This is a genomic window from Spirillospora sp. CA-294931 (assembly GCF_050946795.1).
Classification (GTDB): Bacteria; Actinomycetota; Actinomycetes; order Streptosporangiales; family Streptosporangiaceae; genus Spirillospora.
Map to the genome: position 1 here is coordinate 5962714 of NZ_CP192006.1, position 21421 is coordinate 5984134.

Below are 21421 nucleotides of genomic sequence, written 5' to 3' on the forward strand. Positions count from 1 at the left end.
TCAGGTGGCCAGCCAGCGGGTGATGGCCTCCGAGGCCAGGGCGATCATGTCGGGCCGGACGGCGTCGGAGTGGCGGCACGGCAGGTGGACGGTTGTGGCGGGGCGGGTGAGATGGGGGCTCCATCGTGCCTCGGACGAGAAGTCCTCGGGCTTGCCCTCGTCGGCGACCAGGACCAGGGTGTCGCCGCCGAAACGGCCGTGGTCGTGCTGGGCCTTGAGCGTCACGTTGTTGTGGAACACGCGGGCCAGCAGCGTCAGCTCGTCGTCGGACAGGCCGCCGAGCATGTCGCCCAACTCGTCGCGCATGTGTTGCGCGAGGTTGGCCACCGAGTCCTCACCGCCGCTGATTTCGCGTGGGGCCGCGCCCTGCTCCGGCGGGAAGGAGTCCATGACGATCAGCGCCGCCGTTTCCCCGGCCTCCTCCAGGCGGACGGCGATCTCGTGCGCTGGGGCGCCCCCGAAGGAGAAGCCGACGATGTAGTAGGGCCCGGACGGTTGGAGGGCGCGGATCCGGTCGACGTACTCGTCCGCCATCGCCGTGACCGAGCCCGGGAGGTCGCCGGTGCCGTCCAGGCCGTCGGCTTGGAGGCCGTACAGGGCGTGGCCCTCGGGCAGGTGGCGGGCGAACGGCAGGTAGCACCAGCTCAGGCCGCCCGCCGGGTGGACGAAGAAGAACGCGGGCTTCGTGCCGCCTTCCCGGATGTGCAGGACGCCGTCCAGGGCGTCGCGCACCGCTGACAGGCCGAGGGTGCCGATCAGGCCCGCCGGGGTCGGGTTGGTGATCAGGTCGCGGAGCGCCACCGTGATGCCCTTGGCCTGCAACCGCTCTACAAGGGTGATGGCCAGGAGCGAGTGGCCGCCGCGGCGGAAGAAGTCGTCGTCCGTCCCGACGGAGTCCACCTGGAGGGTCTCGGCGAACGCCTCGCACACCGCCTTCTCCAGGGCGCTGGCCGAGCCGCCGCGTTCTGGCGCGTCCGGTGTGTACTCGGGCGCGGGCAGGGCTCCGCGGTCGAGTTTGCCGTTGGTGGTGATCGGCAGTTCGTCCAGGGTCACGAAAGCCGAGGGCACCATGTACTGCGGCAGGCGTTCGGCGGCGAACTCGTGCAGGGTCGTTGTGTCCTCGGCGACGACGTAGGCGACCAGGCGTTTGTCGCCCGGGGTGTCTTCCCGAGCGATGACCGCGACCTGCGCGACCTCCGGATGGGCGGCCAGGACGCTCTCGATCTCGCCCGGTTCGATTCGCTGGCCGCGGATCTTCACCTGCTGGTCGGCGCGGCCCGCGAAGACCAATTGGCCGTCGGACGTCCAGCGGGCGAGGTCGCCCGTGCGGTACATGCGGCCGCCGTAGGGGCACGCCACGAACCGTTCGGCGGTCAGGCCCGGGCGGTCCACGTAGCCGCGTGCCAGGCCGGGCCCGGTGACATAGAGTTCGCCGACCACGCCTACCGGGGCCGGCTCCAAGCGGCCGTCCAGGACGAAGACGCGGGTGTTGGCCACCGGGGTGCCGATGGCCACCTCGGCGGCGGTCGGGTCGCACTGCCACAGCGTGGCGTCGACGGTGGTCTCGGCCGGGCCGTAGGAGTTGAACATCCGGCGGCCCGGAGCCCACCGGCCGAGGATCTCGGCGGACGACGCCTCACCGGCCACGACGAGCACGACGTCCGGGTCGATCGAGTCCTCGTCCAGCGTGGCCAGCACCGCTGGGGGCAGGGTCACGTGCGTCACCCGCTCCTCGGCGAGCAGGGACGGAAGCGCGTCGCCCAGACGCTGTTCCCGGGGAATGACGACGAGCGTCGCGCCGGTGAGAAGCGCCGACATCCACTCCCAGCCGAAGGTGTCGAACGCGGCCGAGGCGAACTGGCCGACGCGTGCCCCCGGGCCGACTCCGAGGTGCCGGACGTGCCCTTCGATCATGCTCGCCACGCCCGTGTGCGAGACCTGGACGCCCTTGGGGACGCCGGTCGAGCCCGACGTGTAGATCACATAGGCGGACGACGCCACCGGGACCGCCGGGAGGGCGACCTCGTCGAGCACCTCGGCGGTGGCCGGGCCGTCCACGCCGACGCGGACGAGGTCGTCCGGCAGCGAGCCGCCCCACGCCGCCGTCGTCACCACGGAACGCACGTCGGCGTCGCGCAGCATGAATTCGAGGCGCTCGGCGGGGTGCTCGGCGTCCAGCAGCAGGTACGCGCCGCCCGCCTTCAGCACACCGAGGACCGCGACCATCAGGTCGATCCCGCGTTCCAGGCCGATCGCGACGGTGGTCTCGGGGCCCGAGCCGCTGGCGACCAGGTATCGGGCGAGGCGGTTCGCTCGCTCGTCCAGCTCGCCGTAGGACACCTGGACGTCGTCGGCGACCAGCGCCACCGCGTCCGGATCGCGGGCGACCCGGCTCTCGAACAGTTCCGGGATCGTCGCCATGGCGACGTCGGTCTCGGTGTCGTTCCAGTCCCGGAGGATGCGGTCGCGCTCGGCGTCACCGAGGGTGCGGACCGCCGACAGGCGGCTGTCCGGGTTCTCCTTCAGGGCGGTCAGCATGTCGACGAGGCAGGTGTGCAGCGACGCGCACACCGCCTCCCCGTCGACCGACGGCAGCGCATCGACGATCAACGCGAACTCGGTGCCCGAGTCCTCGACCAGGACGGCCACCGGGTAGTTCGTCGCCTCGCGGGTGAAGACCCGGCTCACTCCGCGGAGCCCGCCGCTGGTCTCCTGGGCGGACGCCGCGTCGGTGCGCTGGCTGTGCCGGTAGTTCAGGATCGAGGTGAACAGCGGGCTGCCGCCCGGCACGCCGCTGGCCTGCTGTGCCAGGGCGAGCGGCGCGTGCTCGTGGACGAGCAGCTCCGCGAGCTGGTGCCGCAGGCCGTCCAGCGCCGTGCCGACACCGGACTCACCGACCCGCACCCGTACTGGCAGCGTGTTCATGAACATGCCCGGGACACGGTCGGCCCCGGCCCCGGCGTTCATCCGGCCGAACAGGACCGTCCCGAACACCACGTCATCGCGGCCGCTCACCGTGGCCAGCACCCGCGCCCACGCCAGGTGGAAGATCGTGGCGGGGCTCACGCCGCGCGAACGCGCCGTCTCCCGCATGAGCCGCGAGACCTCCTCGTCCACGGTCATGCGGGCCCGCGCCACGCCGCTGCCGTCGCCGTGGACGTCCAGGAGCCCGAAGGGGGCCGTGGTCTCGTCCACGTCGCCGAGCAGGCCGGCGAAGTACCGCTCGTGCTCCGCGCTCGACACGCCGAGGCGGGCCTGCGCCACGAAGTCGCGGAACGGCAGGGGATCTGGCAGCGACGCCTCCCGGCCGTCCATGATCGCGCCCAGTTCCTCGATCATGACGTCCTGGGTGGTGTGGTCGTGCACCAGGTGGTGGATCCGCAGGAGGGCCAGCCACCGGCCGGTCTCCGGATCGAGGGCCGTGTGCGCGTCGAGCAGCGGGGCCCGGCCCGAGCGCATCCCGGACGAGCCGACCGCGAGCAGTTGCTGAACCGCGTCGGGGCCGTCGGCCGGTAGGTTGATCTCGGTCACGGGCAGCGTCGCCCGCCGCGTCACCACCTGGACCGGCTCGGGCAGCCCCTCCCAGACGATCGCCGTGCGGTACACGTCGTGGCGGTCGATCACTCGTTGCAGGGCGCCGAGGAACGCGTCCAGACGCTCCCGCGTGTCGAAGCCGACGATGCGCGGCCGGTAGTACACGTCGCCGTCGCCATCGGCTTGCAGCAGGTGGTGGAAGAAGATGCCTTCCTGGAGCGGGGCGAGGGGGTAGACGTCGGCGATGTTGGCCGCGCCGCCGTCGACGGCCTCGACCAGCCGCGCGATCTCGTCCTCGGAGAGGTCGACGAGCGTCAGCATCTCCGGCGTGAGCGCCGTCGCGCCCGCCGGGATGCGGTTGGGCGGCACCTCTACCTCAACCGGCCCCGCCGCGCCGGCGAGGCCCGCCGGGGTCGGGGTCTCGAACAGCGCGCGCACCGACACCGACACGCCACGCCGCCGCAGCAGCTCCACCAGCGTGACGGCCAGCAGCGAGTGCCCGCCCAGCATGAAGAAGTCGTCGTCCACCCCAACGGTCTCCAGGCCCAGCACCTCGGCGAACACCTCGCAGAGGATCTCTTCCTGGACGCTGGCCGGGGCGCGTCCGCCGATCGAGGCGGACGCGGCGAAGTCGGGTGCGGGCAGGGCCTTGCGGTCGAGCTTGCCGTTGGACGCGAGCGGGAGCGTTTCCAGGGCGACGAAGGCCGAGGGGACCATGTGGTCGGGCAACCGCGCCGCCACGTAGTCACGGAGAGCGGTGGCGTCCTCGGCGACGACGTAGGCCACCAGACGCTCCTCGCGAACGACCACGGCAACCTGCTCGACCTGCGCGTGAGCCGCCAGAACGGCCTCGACCTCGCCCGGCTCCACCCGGAACCCCCGGATCTTCACCTGGTCGTCGACCCGGCCCGCGAACACCAGCTGGCCTTCACTCGTCCACCGGGCCAGGTCACCGGTCCGGTACATCCGCCCGCCATACGGACACGCGACGAATCGTTCGGCCGTCAGGCCGGGACGTCCGACATAGCCGCGCGCCAGTTGGGCGCCAGCAATGTAGAGCTCTCCGGCCACACCGACGGGCACGGGTTGGAGGTTGTCGTCCAGGACGTAGAGGCGGGTGTTGGCGACCGGTGAGCCGATCGGCACCACGTCCGAGCCGGGCGTGAGCCGAGTCGTGGCGACGCCGATGGTGGTCTCGGTCGGGCCGTAGTGGTTGAACACCTCGGTCCCGGCCAGCAGCTCCGCCACCAGTTCCGGAGATGCCGCCTCGCCGCCCAGCACCAGCGACCGGCGCGGCGCGATGGCACCGAGAGCAGCCACATGCGAAGGCACGGCCTTGACGTAATCGATCTCGTTCTCGGCCAGATAGGCGCGCACGGCGGCCGGGTCGGTGATGGTCTCCTCGTCCAGGACGTGGAGTTCGCCGCCCGACACCAGGCTCGCGAACACCACCGTGTTGCCCAGGTCGGTGACCTGCGCCTGAAGGACGGCGTACTTCCCGCCCGACGAGCCAAAGCCCACACGCTCGGGCACACTCGCCACGTAATTCGCCAGACCCGCATGCGTGACCGCGACACCCTTGGGGCGACCGGTCGAACCCGAGGTGTAGATCACGTACGCGACCTGGTCCAGCTTGAGATCCAGCTCGGGGGCGGACTCCGGCTGCATCTGGAGCTGCATGGTCATCAGGGCGTCGTCCAGCACCACCCAGCGATGACGCCCCGCCGGAAGATCCTCCAGAACCTCCTCGGTGGTCAGCGTCAGAACAGCGCCACTGTCCTTCACCACGAACGCGACCCGGTCGGCGGGCTGCGACGGGTCAACCGGGACGTACGCCGCGCCCGCCTTCCAGATACCGACGATCGCCACGATCATCTCCGCGCCGCGCGGCAGACAGACGCCCACCACGGACTCGGAGCCGATGCCTTGGCTCCGCAGCCAATGCGCCAGCCGGTTCGCCCGCACGTCCAGCTCGGTGTAGGTGAGCCGCTCATCGCCCGCCACCACGGCCACCGAGTCCCGCGCCGTGATCAGCTCCGGAACCGACGCCCCGGGCAGTTCGACCTCGGTGTCGTTCCACTCCACCAACACCCTGTGGCGCTCGGCCGGGTCGAGGAGGTCCACTCCGCTCACACGCTGGGACGGGTCGTCCGCCAACGCGGACAGGACGCGGACCAGACCGTCGGTCAGCCGTTCAACCGACTGGCGCTCGAACAGGTCCACGGCCCCGGCGATGACGCCGCCGATGCCCGCCGGGGCGCCGTCGGCGTCGAACCGCTCCCCCACCAGCACCGACAGGTCGAACTTGGCCCTCGTCGCGCCCATGGCGAGTTTGCTGGCCCGGACGCCCGTCGAGGCCGATCCGCCCGCGCCGCGCCCGACCGCACCATCCTGCATGGTCAGGATGACCTGGAAAAGCGGCTGGCGACCCAGCGATCGGGACGGGGCCAGCTCCTCCACGAGCCGCTCGAACGGCACGTCCTGGTTCGCGAACGCGCGCAGACCCTTCTCCCGGACACGGCCCAGGAGCTGGGTGAAGGTGGGGTCGCCGGTCAGGTCGGTGCGGATCACCAGCGTGTTGACGAAACAGCCCACCAGCTCGTCCAGCGACTCGTCCGTGCGGCCCGCCACCGCCGAACCGATCGGGATGTCCTTGCCCGCTCCCGACCTCGACAGCAGAGTGGCGACGGCGGCCTGGAGAATCATGAAGACCGTCACGCCTTCGGCGCGGGCCAGCTCTCTGAGCCGTGCGTGCACCTCGGCCGGGACCTTGACGTCGATCTCGTGGCCCTGATGCGAGGCGACGGCCGGACGCGGACGGTCGAACGGCAGCGCCAGTTCCTCGGGAGCACCGGACAACTCCTCGCGCCAGTATTCGACCTGGCGCGTCAGAAGGCTGTCGGGGCCATCGCCCAGCAACTCACGCTGCCAGATCGCATAATCGGCGTACTGCACCGGCAATGGCGCCCACTCCGGCGCACGCCCCTCACAACGCGCGGCATACGCGGCCGACACGTCGCGCGCCAGCGGCCCCATCGACCAACCGTCACTGGCGATGTGATGCACCACCAGCACCAGAACATGATCATCTGGCCCGACACCGAACAACCACGCCTTGATCGGCGCCTCGGACGCGAAGTCAAAGGCGTAGCCGCTCGCCTTGGCGACGGCCTCGGGGAGGCCCTCGGAGGTCACCTCTTCGAGCGGCAGACCGAGCCCGGTCTCCGCCACGCCCAGGACGTGCTGGTAGGGCTCACCATCGGCCACCGGGAAGAGCGTACGGAGCACTTCGTGCCGCTCCAGGACGTCCCGGAACGCGGCTTCCAGAGCCTCCCGGTTCAGGTCACCGGACAGGCGGACCACGACCGGGCTGTTGTACGTCGCGCTCGCACCTTCCAACTGGCCAAGGAACCACAGCCGCCGCTGAGCGAACGACAACGGCACCCGCTCGGGACGCACCACCGGCTCCAACCTCGGCCGGGCCGCATCCGCCCCGTCCAAACGAGCGGCCAGACCCGCCACCGTCGGCGCCTCGAACAGGGCACGCAGCGGCACTTCCACGCCCAGGACGGGCCGCACCCGGCTGACCAGCCGCATCGCCAGGATCGAATGACCGCCGAGCGCGAAGAAGTCGTCATCGACCCCCACCGTGGGCAGCCCCAGGACTTCGGCGAAGATCTGGCAAAGCAGCTCTTCCCGGAGCGTCACCGGCGCGCGGCCGGAGCCGGTCTCGACGTCGGGAGCGGGCAGGGCCTTGCGGTCCAGCTTGCCGTTGGCGTTGAGCGGCAGGGCGTCCAGCGCAACAATCGCGGACGGGACCATGTAGTGCGGCAGCCGCTCGGCCGCGAGTTCGAGCAGCCCGCTCGAATCCGAGGCGACGACGTAGGCGACCAGGCGCTTGTCCCCCGGAATGTCTTCCCGGACCACGACCGCGACCTGAGCAACCTGGGAGGCCAGGACGGCCTCGATCTCGCCCAGCTCGATCCGGAACCCGCGAAGCTTGACCTGGTCGTCCGCCCTCCCGAGGTACTCCAGGTTCCCGTCGGCGCGCCACCGCACCACATCACCCGTCCGGTACATCCGCTCACCCGGAGCCCCGAACGGGCACGCCACGAACCGCTCACCAGTCAGGCCCGGACGGTTCAGGTAACCGCGCGCCAGCTGATCACCGGCCAGGTAAAGCTCACCGGCCACACCGACCGGCACCGGCTCCAGCCCGGCGTCCAGTACGAACACCCGCGTGTTCGCGACCGGTCGCCCGATCGGGACGGAGACATCCTCGGGCGAGCACTCCCAGGCCGTCACGTCGATCGACGCCTCAGTCGGCCCATACAGGTTGTGCAGCTCGACATCCTCGAACAGCTCGAAGAACCGCGCCACCGCAGAAGCGGGCAACGCCTCGCCCGAGCAGATCACCCGCTCCAGGCTCGTGCAGTCGGCGGCAGCCGGTTCGGCCAAGAACGCCTCCAGCATCGACGGCACGAAATGCACCGTGGAGATCTCCTGCCGCTGGATCGCCTCCGCCACATACACCGGATCGCGGTGACCGTCCGGCCTGGCCATCACCAGGGTCGCGCCCTGCGACAGCGGCCAGAAGAACTCCCACACCGACACATCGAAACCAAACGGCGTCTTCTGCAACACACGATCATCGACGCCCAGACCGAACCGCGTCTGCATCCCCGCCAGCCGGTTGACAATCCCCGAATGCGGAACCACCACACCCTTCGGACGACCCGTCGACCCCGACGTATAAATCACATACGCCGCATCATCCGGCGACAGCCGCACATCGGTCAGATCATCGCCCGAGAACTCGGACGCCTCCGTATCGGTGATCACCAGCGCCGGAGCCGCATCGTCCAGGATGAACGCGCGACGATCCGCAGGCAGATCCTCATCCAGCGGCAAATACGCCGCACCCGCCTTCAACACACCCAGCAGAGCGACCACCAGATCGGCCGAGCGCGGCAGCGCCACACCCACAACCTGGCCCGGTTCCACGCCCTTGGTCACCAGCAGACGCGCCAACCGATTCGCCCGCGCGTTCAACTCCGCGAACGAAAGTGCGGCGTCATCGGTCACCACGGCCACCGCATCCGGAGTCCGCGCCACCTGAGCCTCGAACAAACCCGGAAGCGTCGCGGGCGTGACGTCGGCCGAAGTCTCGTTCCAGCCGTGGACGAGACGATCACGCTCAGCCTTGTCGAGGACCTCGATGGTGTCCATCGGGAGTTCCTGGTCGTCTTCCAGTGCGGACACGAGGCTGTCGATGCAGGTGTGCAGCAACCGGCAGACCGCGTCGCCGTCGATCGGGCTCACCGCGTCCACGTCGAGCATGACCGAGGTGATCCCGTCCTCGACCGCCGCCACCATCGGGTAGTTGGTGGTCTCGCGCAGCGACAGCACGTTGATGCCCGTGATGCCCGCCCGCCTGCCGCCGCTCGGCGCGGCGGAGGACTGGTTGTGGCGGTAATTGAGGACGGAGGTGAACAGGGGGCTCCCGGCGGTGACCCCGCTGGCCCGCTGCGCCAGCGACAGCGGCGCGTGCTCGTGAACGAGCAGATCCGCCAACTGGTCACGCATCCCGGCCAGCGCGCCCCCGACACCCGCGTCACCCAACCGCACCCGCACCGGCAAGGTGTTGATGAACAGACCCGGCACACGATCGGCGCCCTCGCCGGAGTTCATCCGCCCGGCCAGGACCGTCCCGAACACGACGTCGTCGCGGCCGCTCAGCGTCGCCACCACCCGGGCCCACGCCAGGTGGAAGATGGCGGCGGTGCTCATGCCCCGCGCTCCGGCGACCTCGCGCAGGCGCCGGTTCAGGTCCTCGTCGAGGCGCAGGCGCGAGCGTTCGACCTGACTCCCGTCGCCGTGGACGTTCAGCAGCCCGTACGGCGCCGTCGTCTCCTCGACATCGCCGAGCAGGTCGGCGAAGTAGCGCTCGTGCTCCTCGCGCGGAACGCCCATCCGGACCTGCGCCACGAAGTTGCGGAACGGCAGCGGGTCGGGCAGGGAGTCCTCGCGTCCGGACACGATCGCGCCGAACTCGCCCAGGAACACGTCCTGGCTCGCGTGGTCCTGCGCCAGGTGGTGGACCCGCAGCAGGCCCAGCCATTGGCCGGTGCCCGGCTCGGGTGCGATGTGCATGTCGATCAGTGGGGCGCGGGTCAGGTCCATCGCCGCGCCACCGGCCGCGAGCAGCACGTCCGCCGCTTCGTCCGCCGAGGTGTCGGCGGACAGCTCGACTTCCGTGACCGGGAGCACCGCGCGGCGCGTCACCACCTGGACCGCTTCGGGCAGGCCCTCCCACACGATCGCCGTGCGGTAGATGTCATGGCGGTCGATCAACCGCTGGAGCGCCGCGAGGCACTCGTCCAGCCGCTCACGCGACTCGAACCGCAGGACGCGCGGCACCACGTAGGCGTCATGACCGCCGTCCGCCATCAGATAGTGGAAGAGCAGGCCCTCCTGGAGCGGGGCGAGAGGGTACACGTCGGCGATGTTGGCCGCGCCGCCCTCCACCACCGCGACGACCCGCGCGATCTCCTCGGCCGACAGCTCGACCAGCGTCAGCATGTCCGGCGTGATCGCGGTGGCGTCGCTCGGGATCAGGTTCGGGGGAACGTTCAGCCGCTGCGGCGCGGTCGCGACCGCGGCGAGGCTCGCGGGCGTAGGCGTCTGGAAGAGCGCCCGCACCGACACCCCGACCCCGCGTCCGCGCAGCAGCTCGACGAGCCGGACCGCGAGCAGCGAGTGCCCGCCCAGCATGAAGAAGTCGTCCTCGACCCCGACGCCGTCCAGGCCCAGCACCTCGGCGAACGACCGGCACAGGATCTCCTCCTGGACGCTGCCCGGGGCGCGTCCGCCGGTCGAGGTGAAGTCGGGCGCGGGAAGGGCCTTGCGGTCCAGCTTGCCGTTGGAGGCCAGCGGGAGTGCGTCCAGGGCGACGAAGGCCGAGGGGACCATGTGGTCGGGCAGCCGCGCGGCAGCGAAGTCACGCAGGTCTGACACGTCCTCGGCGACGACGTAGGCCACCAGGCGCTCGTCCCGAGCGACCACCGCGACCTGCTCCACCTGTGGATGAGCCGCCAGGACGGATTCGACCTCGCCCGGCTCCACCCGGAACCCGCGAATCTTCACCTGGTCGTCGACCCGGCCCGCGAACACCAGCTGGCCTTCGCTCGTCCACCGGGCCAGGTCGCCCGTGCGGTACATCCGGCCACCGAACGGACACGCCACGAATCGCTCGGCCGTCAGGCCGGGGCGTCCGACATAGCCGCGCGCGAGCTGAGCCCCGGCGATGTAGAGCTCACCGGCGACACCGACCGGTACGGGCTGGAGCCGGTCGTCCAGAACGTAGAGGCGGGTGTTGGCCACCGGCGAGCCGATCGGCACCACGTCCGAGTCAGGCGTGAGCCGAGTCGTGGCGACACCGATCGTGGCCTCGGTCGGACCGTAGTGATTGAACACCTCAGTCCCGGCCGACAGCTCCGCCACCAACTCCGGAGATGCCGCCTCACCGCCCAGCACCAGTGACCGGTTCGGAGTCACCGCGCCCAAGGCGGCCAGGTGGGACGGGACGGCCTTGAGGTAATCGATCTCGTGCTCGGCTAGATAAGCGCGTACAGCGGCCGGGTCGGTGACCGTGTCCTCGTCCAGGATGTGCAACTCACCACCGGACACCAGGCTCGCGAACACAACGGTGTTGCCCAGGTCGGTGACCTGGGCCTGCAACACCGCGTACTTCCCGCCCGACGAGCCGAAGCCCACGCGCTCGGGAACACTCGCCACGTAGTTGGCCAAGCCCGCGTGCGTAACCGCGACACCCTTCGGGCGGCCGGTCGAACCGGAGGTGTACATGACGTAGGCGACCTGATCCAGCTCCAGGTTCAGGTCTGGTGCGGTCTCCGGCTGAGACGCGTCGTCCGGCACCACGCAGCGGGGAAGGTCGCCGGGCAGATCTTCGAGAACCTCGTCGCTGGTCAGCGTCAGGACAGCGCCGCTGTCCTTCACCACGAACGCGATCCGATCGGCGGGCTGGGCAGGGTCGACCGGTACGTACGCCGCGCCCGCCTTCCAGATGCCGACGATCGCCACGATCATCTCCGCACCGCGCGGCAGGCACACGCCCACCACGGACTCGGAGCCGATGCCTTGGCTCCGCAGCCAATGCGCCAGCCGGTTCGCCCGCACGTCCAGCTCGGTGTAGGTGAGCCGCTCATCGCCCGCCACCACGGCCACCGAGTCCCGCGCCGTGATCAGCTCCGGGATCGGCGTGGGAGAGGTCTCGACCTCGGTGTCGTTCCACTCCACCAACACCCTGTGGCGCTCGCCCGGGTCGAGGAGGTCCACCCCGCTCACACGCTGGGACGGGTCGTCCGCCAACGCGGACAGCACTCGGACCAGGCCCTCGGTCAGCCGCTCCACCGTGGACTCCGCGAACAGGTCGACGGCTCCGACGACGAGCCCGCCGATTCCAGCGGGAGCGCCCTCGGCATCGAACCGCTCGCCCACCAGCACCGACAGGTCGAACTTGGCTCGGGCCGTGCGGTTGGCGACCCTGCTCACCCGGACTCGGGACTCGGTCGCTCCGGTCGTGCCGCCCCCTGCGGCGTCCTGCATGGTCAGCTGGACCTGGAAAAGCGGCTGGCGGCCCAGCGATCGGGACGGGGCCAGCTCCTCCACGAGCCGCTCGAACGGCACGTCCTGGTGCGCGAGGGCGCGCAGGCCCGTCTCGCGGACTCGGCCGAGCAGCTCGGTGAAGGTCGGGTCGCCGGACAGGTCGCTCCGGATCACCAGCGTGTTGACGAAGAAGCCGACCAGGTCGTTCAGTGACTCGTCCATCCGGCCCGCGTTCGCGGAGCCGATCGGGATGTCGCGCCCCGCGCCGAAGCGCGACAGCAACGTCGCCAGTCCGGCCTGAAGGATCATGAAGACCGTCACGCCTTCGGCGCGGGCCAGCTCCCTGAGCCGCGCGTGCACCTCGGCCGGGACCTTGACGTCGATCTCGTGGCCCTGATGCGAGGCGACGGCCGGACGCGGACGGTCGAACGGCAGCGTCAGTTCCTCCGGCGCGCCCGCCAGCTCCTCGCGCCAGTATTCGACCTGACGCGTCAGAAGGCTGTCGGGGCCATCGCCCAGCAACTCACGCTGCCAGATGGCGTAGTCGGCGTACTGCACCGGCAACGGCGCCCACTCCGGCGCACGGCCCTCACAACGCGCCGCGTACGCGGCCGACACGTCGCGCGCCAGCGGACCCATCGACCAGCCATCGCTGGCGATGTGATGCACCACCAGCACCAGAACATGATCATCCGGCCCGACACCAAACAGCCACGCCTTGATCGGCACCTCGGACGCGAAGTCAAAGGCGTAACCGCTCGCCTCGGCCACCGCTTCCGGCAGCTCCGCCTCGGTGACCTGCACCAGGGGAAGCCCGATTCCGGATTCCTCCGTCGTGAGGACGTGCTGGTAGGGCTCGCCATCGTCCATGCGGATCGTCGTGCGGAGGATTTCGTGCCGCTCCAGGACGTCCCGCAGTGCGGCTTCCAGGGCCTCCCGGTTCAGGTCACCGGACAGGCGGACCACGACCGGGCTGTTGTACGTCGCGTTCGGGCCCTCCAACTGGCCCAGGAACCACAGCCGCTTTTGCGCGAACGACAACGGCACCCGCTCCGGACGGACCACCGGCTCCAGCCTCGGCCGGGCCGCGCCCGCCGTGTCCAGCCGGGCGGCCAGCCCCGCCACCGTCGGCGCCTCGAACAAGGCACGCAACGGCACCTCGACATCGAGGACCGTGCGAATCCGGCTGACCAGCCGCATCGCCAGGATCGAGTGACCGCCGAGCGCGAAGAAGTCGTCATCGACCCCGACGGCGTCCAGGCCGAGCACATGGGCGAAGGACTGACAGAGGATCTCTTCCCGCGCGGTGACCGGCCCTCGGCCCGAACCGGCGGCGTGGGCGGGGGCGGGCAGCGCCTTGCGGTCGAGCTTGCCGTTGGCGTTAAGCGGTAGCGCGTCCAGCACAACGAACGCGGACGGCACCATGTAGTGCGGCAGCCGCTCGGCGGCGAACTCCCGCAGGCCCTCGGTGTCCGCACCGACGACATAGGCCACCAGGCGCTTGTCTCCCGGAACGTCCTCGCGGACCACGACCGCGACCTGCGCAACCTGGGAGGCCAGGACGGCCTCGATCTCGCCCAGCTCGATGCGGAACCCGCGAAGCTTGACCTGGTCGTCCGCCCTCCCGAGGTACTCCAGGTTCCCGTCGGCGCGCCACCGCACCACATCACCCGTGCGGTACATCCGCTCACCCGGAGCCCCGAACGGGCACGCCACGAACCGCTCACCAGTCAGGCCCGGACGGTTCAGGTAACCGCGCGCCAACTGGTCACCGGCCAGGTAAAGCTCACCCGCCACACCGACCGGCACCGGCTCCAGAGCCGCGTCGAGAACGAACGTGCGCGTGTTGGGAACCGCCTGCCCGATCGGGACAGACACGTCCTCGGGGCCGCATTCCCAGGCCGTGACGTCGATCGACGCCTCGGTCGGCCCGTACAGGTTGTGCAGCTCGACATCCTCGAAGAGCTCGAAGAACCGCGCCACGGCCGAAGGCGGCAGTGCCTCGCCCGAGCAGATCACCCGCTTCAAACTCGTGCAGCCAGCCGCGGCCGGTTCGGCCAGGAACGCCTCCAGCATCGACGGCACGAAATGCACCGTGGAGATCTCCTGCCGCTGGATCGCCTCCGCCACATACACCGGATCGCGGTGACCGTCCGGCCTGGCCATCACCAGGGTCGCGCCCTGCGACAGCGGCCAGAAGAACTCCCACACCGACACATCGAAACCAAACGGCGTCTTCTGCAACACACGATCATCGACGCCCAGACCGAACCGCGCCTGCATCCCCGCCAGCCGATTCACGATCCCCGAATGCGGAACCACCACACCCTTCGGACGACCCGTCGACCCCGACGTATAAATCACATACGCCGCAGCACCCGGCGACAGCCGCACATCGGCCAGATCATCACCCGAGAACTCAGACGCCTCCGTATCGGTGATCACCAGAGCCGGAGCCGCATCGTCCAGGATGAACGCGCGACGATCCGCAGGCAGATCCTCATCCAGCGGCAGATACGCCGCACCCGCCTTCAACACACCCAGCAGAGCGACCACCAGATCGGCCGAGCGCGGCAAAGCCACACCCACCACCTGACCCGGCTCCACACCCTCGGCCACCAGCAAACGCGCCAACCGATTCGCCCGCGCGTTCAACTCCGCGAACGAAAGCGCCGCATCATCGGCCACCACCGCCACCGCATCCGGAGTCCGCGCCACCTGAGCCTCGAACAAACCCGGAAGCGTCGATGCCGGTACGTCCAGGAGCGACCCGGTCCAGCCGTGGACGAGGCGGTCGCGGTCCGTCTTCTCCAGGATCTCGACCATGCCCAGCGGGCGGTCCGGCTCCTCTTCCAGGGCGGACACCAGGCCGCTGAGGCAGGTGTGCAGCAACCGGCACAGGGCCGCGCCGTCGGCGGGGCCGACGGCGTCCACGGTCAGGGCGAACTCCTCGCCTCGATCCTCCACCGCGACGACCACCGGATAGTTGGTGACCTCGCTCATGGACTCGGTGCTGATGCCCTCGAAGCGTTCCTGCGGGGACCGCACCGTGGCGGTGGCGGACCGGCTGTGCCGGTAATTGAAGATCGAGCTGAACAGGGGGCTTCCGGCGTCGATCCCGCTGGCCCGTTGCGCCAGCGACAGCGGCGCGTGCTCGTGGACGAGCAGGTCCGCCAGCTGGTCGCGCATCCCGGCCAGGGCAGCCCCGACACCCGCATCAGCCAACCGCACCCGAACCGGCAGCGTGTTGATGAACAACCCCGGCACCCGGTCGGCACCCGCACCGGCGTTCATCCGGCCGAACAACACCGTCCCGAACACCACGTCATCGCGACCGCTCAACGTCGACAACACCCGCGCCCACGCCAGATGGAACACCGTCGCCGCACTCACACCCAGCGACCGCGCCGCGTCCCGCACCCGGGCGGCCAGCTCGTCATCGACGGGCAGGTGCGCCCGCTCCACGCCGCTTCCGTCGCCGTGGACGTCGACCAGCCCGTAAGGGGCGGTGGTCTCCTGGACGTCGCCGAGGAGACCCGCGAAGTAGCGCTCGTGCTCCTCGCGCGGGACGCCGAGACGGGCCTGGGCCACGAATTCGCGGAAGGGGAGCGGGGTGGGCAGCGAGTCCTCGCGCCCGGCCAGGATCGCGCCCAGCTCTTCGATGAGCACGTCGCGGGTCGTGTGGTCCTGGATCAGGTGGTGCACGCGCAGCAGCGCGACCCACTGCCCGGTGTCGGGCTCGGCGGCGCAGTGGACGTCCATCAGCGGGGCGCGGCCGAGGTCCATCCGCGAACGGGGCCGGTCCGGGACCGGCGAACCGTCGGCCGACCACGTCACCGGCAGCTCCGCGTGCCGGACCACGACCTGGACGGGCTCGCGCAGCCCCTCCCACACGATCGCCGTGCGGTAGACGTCGTGCCGATCGACCAGCCGCCGCAGCGCCGCCAGGAAGGCGTCCAGCCGCTCGCGCGACTCGAACCGCAGCACCTGCGGGACGACATAGGCGTCCTGGCCGCCCTCGGCCATCAGGTGGTGGAAGAACAGGCCCTCCTGCAACGGCGCCAGCGGGTACACGTCCGCGATGTCGGCCGCGCCGCCCTCCACCGCCGCGACGACCCGCTCGATCTCCTCGGCCGACAGGTCGACCAGCGTCAGCATCTCCGGGGTGATCGCGGTCGCGTCCTCGGGAATGCCGTTGGGCGGGACGACGACCGCGTCCGGACCCGCCGCCCCGGCCAGGCCCGCGGGGGTCGGCGTCTGGAACAGCGCCCGCACCGACACCGGCACGCCGCGCTCGCGCAGTGACTCCACCAGCCGCACCGCCAGCAGGGAGTGCCCGCCCAGCGCGAAGAAGTCGTCGTCGACCCCCACGCCGTCCAGGCCGAGAACCTCGGCGAACGCGCGGCAGAGGATCTCCTCCCGGACGCCCGCCGGGGCCCGGCCGGAACCGGTGCCCGCCGCGCGGTCAGGCGCGGGCAGCGCCGCACGGTCGATCTTGCCGTTGGCGTTCAGCGGCAGGGCGTCCAGGACGACCACGGCCGACGGCACCATGTAGTACGGCAGCCGCTCCGCGGCTGTCGCGCGCAGGGCGTCAGGCAGCGCGGCGCCGGTGGCCTGGCCTGGGTCGGCCGGGACGGCATAGGCCACAAGACGCGGATCGTCGCCCGCGTCGACCCGGGCGATCACCGCGACCTGCGCGACCCGCGGATCGGCGGCCAGCACCGCCTCGATCTCGCCCGTCTCGATCCTGAACCCGCGGATCTGCACCTGGTCGTCGGTGCGTCCCGCGAAGACCAGATCACCGTCGGCGGTCCAGCGGACCAGGTCGCCGGTCCGGTACATCCGCTCGCCGGAACCATACGGGTCGGCCACGAACCGCTCGCCCGTCAGGGCCGGACGCGTGAGGTACCCGCGCGCCAGCCCCGCGCCGGCCACATAGAGCTCCCCGATCACCCCGGGGGGAACCGGTTGGAGGCGGGCGTCCAGCACATAGGCGCGCGCGTTGCCGATCGGCGTGCCGATCGGCACCTCCGCCGACCCGGGACGGCACCGCCAGGACGTGGCGTCGACGGTCGTCTCGCTGGGGCCATAGGTGTTGAACAGCACCCGTCCTGGGGACCAGCGAGCGGCCAGCTCCGGTGGGCACGCCTCGCCGCCGACCTCCACGACCAGGTCGGGGGGAATCGAGTCCTCCCGCAGACCGGCCAGCACCGCGGGCGGCAACGACACGTGCGTGATCCCGCGGTCCACGATGAATCGGGACAGGTCATCGCCGATCCGGGCCTCGTCCGGGACGACGACCAGCGCCGCTCCCGACGACAGGGCGACCGACCATTCCAGGCAGAAGTTGTCGAAACCGGCCGAGGCGAACTGCGCGACCCGCGAACCCGGGCCCGTCGCGAACCGGCCCCGGCCCGCCGCCGCGGTGTTGGCGAACCCGGCGTGCGTGACCATCACGCCCTTCGGGACGCCCGTCGACCCCGACGTGTACACCACATACGCCGGGTGCCCGCCCAGCACGGGCACGGCACGTTCACCCGCGCCGTCCGGGCGCGCCGCCGCCGTCGCGGACGCCGCCGCGAAGTCGAGAGCGTCGACGCCGGGGACGAGGGTGGACGACCCCGCGACGGACGCCGCCCCGGCCGCATCGGTGATCATCAGGGAGACCCCGGCGTCCCGCAGCACATACGCCAGCCGCTCGGCCGGTTGGGCGGGGTCGAGCGCCAGATACGCGCCGCCCGCCTTCAGCACGCCCAACAGGGCGGTCAGCAGCCCGGCGCCGCGTTCCATCACGACCGCGACCACCGACTCGGGCCCGACGCCCCGGGCCCGCAGCGACGCGGCCAACCGGCTCGCCCGCACGTCCAGCCGGGCGTAGGACACCTCGGCACCGTCGGCGATCACCGCGGGCGCGTCCGGAGTCAGCGCCGCCCGCGCCTCGAACAGCGCCGGAACCGGCAGCGGCGGCACCTCGGCGGCGGTGTCGTTCCACTCCACCAGCATCGTGCGCCGCTCGTCCGGGTCCAGCACGTCGACCGCGCTCACCCGCAGCGACGGGTCATCGGCCACCGCCGCCAGCACCCGGACCCAGGCGGCTGCGATCCGCGCGGCGGTCCGCTCGTCGAACAGGTCGGCGGCGGCGATCACCGATCCGCGCATCCCGGCCGGCGCGCCCTCGCCGTCGAAGGTCTCCGCCGCGCCGACCTCCAGGTCGAACTTCGCCACGGTCGGGCCCGCGGCCAGGCCGGACGCCGTGAGGCCGCGCAGGCCCAGCTCGGCCGAACCGGCGTTCTGGACGGTCAGCATCACCTGGAACAGCGGGTGCCGCGACAGGGAGCGCACCGGCGCCAGCTCCTCCACCAGGCGTTCGAAGGGCACGTCCTGGTGGCCGAACGCCCCCAGGCCGGCCTCGCGCACCCGCTCCAGCAGCTCGGCGAACGTCGGGTCACCGGACAGGTCGCCCCGGATCACCAGCGTGTTGACGAAGAAGCCGACCAGGTCGTCCAGTGCCTCGTCCGTGCGTCCCGCGACCACCGAGCCGATCGGGACGTCGGTGCCCGCGCCCAGCCGCGACAGCGTCGCCGCGAGCGCCGCCTGCGCCACCATGAACACCGTCACGCCCTCGGCGCGCGCCACCTCCCGCAGCCGCGCGTGCACCTCGGCGGACAGTTCCAGGGGGACGCGATGCCCCCGGTACGAGGCCATCGCCGGGCGCGGCCGGTCGAAGGGCAGGGCCAGCTCTTCGGGGGCCCCGGCCAGGGCGTCACGCCAGTACGCCACCTGGCGGGAGAGAACACTCTCGGGGTCGTCGTCGGCCCCGAGCAGGTTCCGCTGCCACAGCGCGTAGTCGGCGTACTGCACCGGCAGCGGCGCCCACTCCGGCGCACGCCCCTCGCTCCGGGCGGTGTACGCCAGGGAGAGGTCCCGCGCCAGCGGCCCGGTCGACCATCCGTCACCGGCGATGTGGTGCACGACCAGGACCAGCACGTGCTCGTCCGGTTCCAGCGCGAACAGGGCGGCCCTGATCGGCGGCTCGGCCGCCAGGTCGAAGACATGGCCGCTCATCTCGGCCACCGCGCCCGGAAGGTCCGCCGCGGTGACGTCGGCGACCGTGAGGTCCCACTCCAGTTCCTCGGGGGGCACGATCCGCTGGTACGGCTCGCCGCCGGATACGGGGAACACCGTCCGCAGCACCTCGTGGCGCCCGATCACGTCCCGCAGCGCGGTTCCGAGAGCACGCGCGTCCAGGTCACCGGTCAGCCGCAGCGCCATCGAGATGTTGTAGGCGCTCGACCTCTCCAGCTGCGCCAGGAACCACAGGCGCCGCTGCGCGAACGAGAGCGGGAGCCGCTCCGGACGGACGGCCGGGGCCGGCGCCGTGCGCGCAGTGCCCGCACCGGCGAGCCGCGCGGCCAGCCGCGCCGCGGTCGGCGCCTCGAACAGCGCGCGCAGCGGGAGCTCCACCTCCAGCACCGCGCGCACCCGGCTCACCAGACGCGTCGCCAGCAGCGAGTGACCGCCCAGCCGGAAGAAGTCGTCGTCGACCCCGACCGAGTGCAGGCCGAGGACGTCCGCGAACAACTGGCACAGGATCTCCTCCTGCACGGAGCCGGGAGCGCGCCCCGCGTCCCCCTTGTATTCGGGAGCGGGCAGGGCCGCGCGGTCCAGCTTGTCGTTGGTGTTCAGCGGCAGCGCGTCCAGGGACACGAAGGCCGAGGGCACCATGTAGTCGGGGAGCCGTTCGGCGGCGAACCGCCGCAGCTCCGCCTCCCCCGCGTCTCCCACCATGTAGGCGACCAGGCGCTTGTCTCCCGGGACGTCCTCGCGGACGACCACCGCGGCCTGGGCCACTCGGGGGTGCCCCGCCAGGACCGCCCGCACCTCGCCGGGCTCGACCCGGAACCCGCGGATCTTCGCCTGGTCGTCGGCGCGGCCCGCGAACACCAGGTGCCCGTCGGCGGTCCAGCGGACCAGGTCGCCGCTGCGGTACATCCGCTCACCCGCGCCGCCGAACGGGCACGCGACGAACCGCTCGGCCGTGAGCCCGGGACGTCCGACATACCCCCGTCCCAGCTGGTCGCCCGCGATGTAGAGCTCACCGGCCACGCCGACCGGCACCGGACGCAGCGTCCCGTCGAGAACGAACACACGGGTGTTGGGCCCCGGTCCGCCCATCGGCACCGCGGGCTCGGAGCCGTCGACGCGGGCGGTGGTCACGATGACCGTCGCCTCGGTCGGACCGTAGGCGTTCACCAGCTCGCGGTCCCGCGCCCACGCCCGCACCAGCCGGCGGCTGATCGGTTCCGATCCGACCACCATCCGCGCCACGCCCGCCAGGTCGGCCGGGTCCAGGACGGCCAGCAGCGAGGGCACCACGCTCGCCGACTCGATCCCGGTGCTCCGGATCAGCTCCACCAGCAGCGAGGTGTCGGCGCGCTCCTCCGCCGAGGCGATCACCAGGGTGGCGCCCGCGGGCAGCGCCACGGCGACGTCCAGGACCGAGGCGTCGAAGTTGAACGAGGCGAACTGGAGCATCCGCACACCGGGCGCGGGCCCGAGGCGCGCGCCCAGCGCCACCGTCAGGTTCGTCAGGCCGCCGTGCGTGGACACCACGCCCTTCGGACGCCCCGTCGAACCCGAAGTGTAGGTCACGTACGCGGCCTGCGCGGGCAGCAACGGCACACCCGGCGCGGCGTCGGGCAGCGCGGCGAGCCGCTCCCGGACGCGCGGGTCGCCCAGGTCCAGCACCCGCACCCCGCCGAGCCCGGCCGCCGCCTCCCCGCGACCGAGCACGATCCGCGCGCCGCTGTCGGCCACCATGAAACCGAGCCGCTCGGGCGGGTGCGCCTGGTCCAGCGGCACGTACGCCGCACCGGCCTTCCACACGCCCACGATCGCCGCGACCATCTCGGCTCCACGGGGCAGGCACAGGCCGACGACGGACTCGGCGCCGACTCCCTCGGCCCGCAGCAGGCGGGCGAGGCGGTTCGCGCTCGCGTCCAGCTCCGCGTAGGACATCTCGGCGCGGTCGGCGATGAGCGCCACCGCGTCCGGCGTCCGCGCCGCCTGGGCCTCGAACCGCCGCACCACCGACTCCTGCGGCACCGGCACGGCGGTGTCGTTCCACTCGACCAGCAGCGTGCGCAGGTCGGCCGGATCCATGATCTCCAGCTCGCTGACGCGCGTGTCCGGAGCGTGCGCCACCGACGCCAGCACGCGGGCCCAGGCCTGGGCGATCCGGTCGGCCGTTCCCTCGTCG

The 21421-nt window shown here is 71.5% G+C and carries 1 protein-coding gene (cut by a window edge); it reads right to left on the reverse strand.

Features of this window, described 5'->3' with window-relative positions:
• Window positions 1-21421: the 3' portion of a non-ribosomal peptide synthase/polyketide synthase gene (locus ACQPY4_RS26940; protein WP_433325333.1), read on the reverse strand. It continues 1229 nt past the right edge of the window; only the last 21421 of its 22650 coding nucleotides appear in the window; its start codon lies beyond the right edge, outside the window — the gene reads right to left on this strand; the stop codon is at window positions 1-3.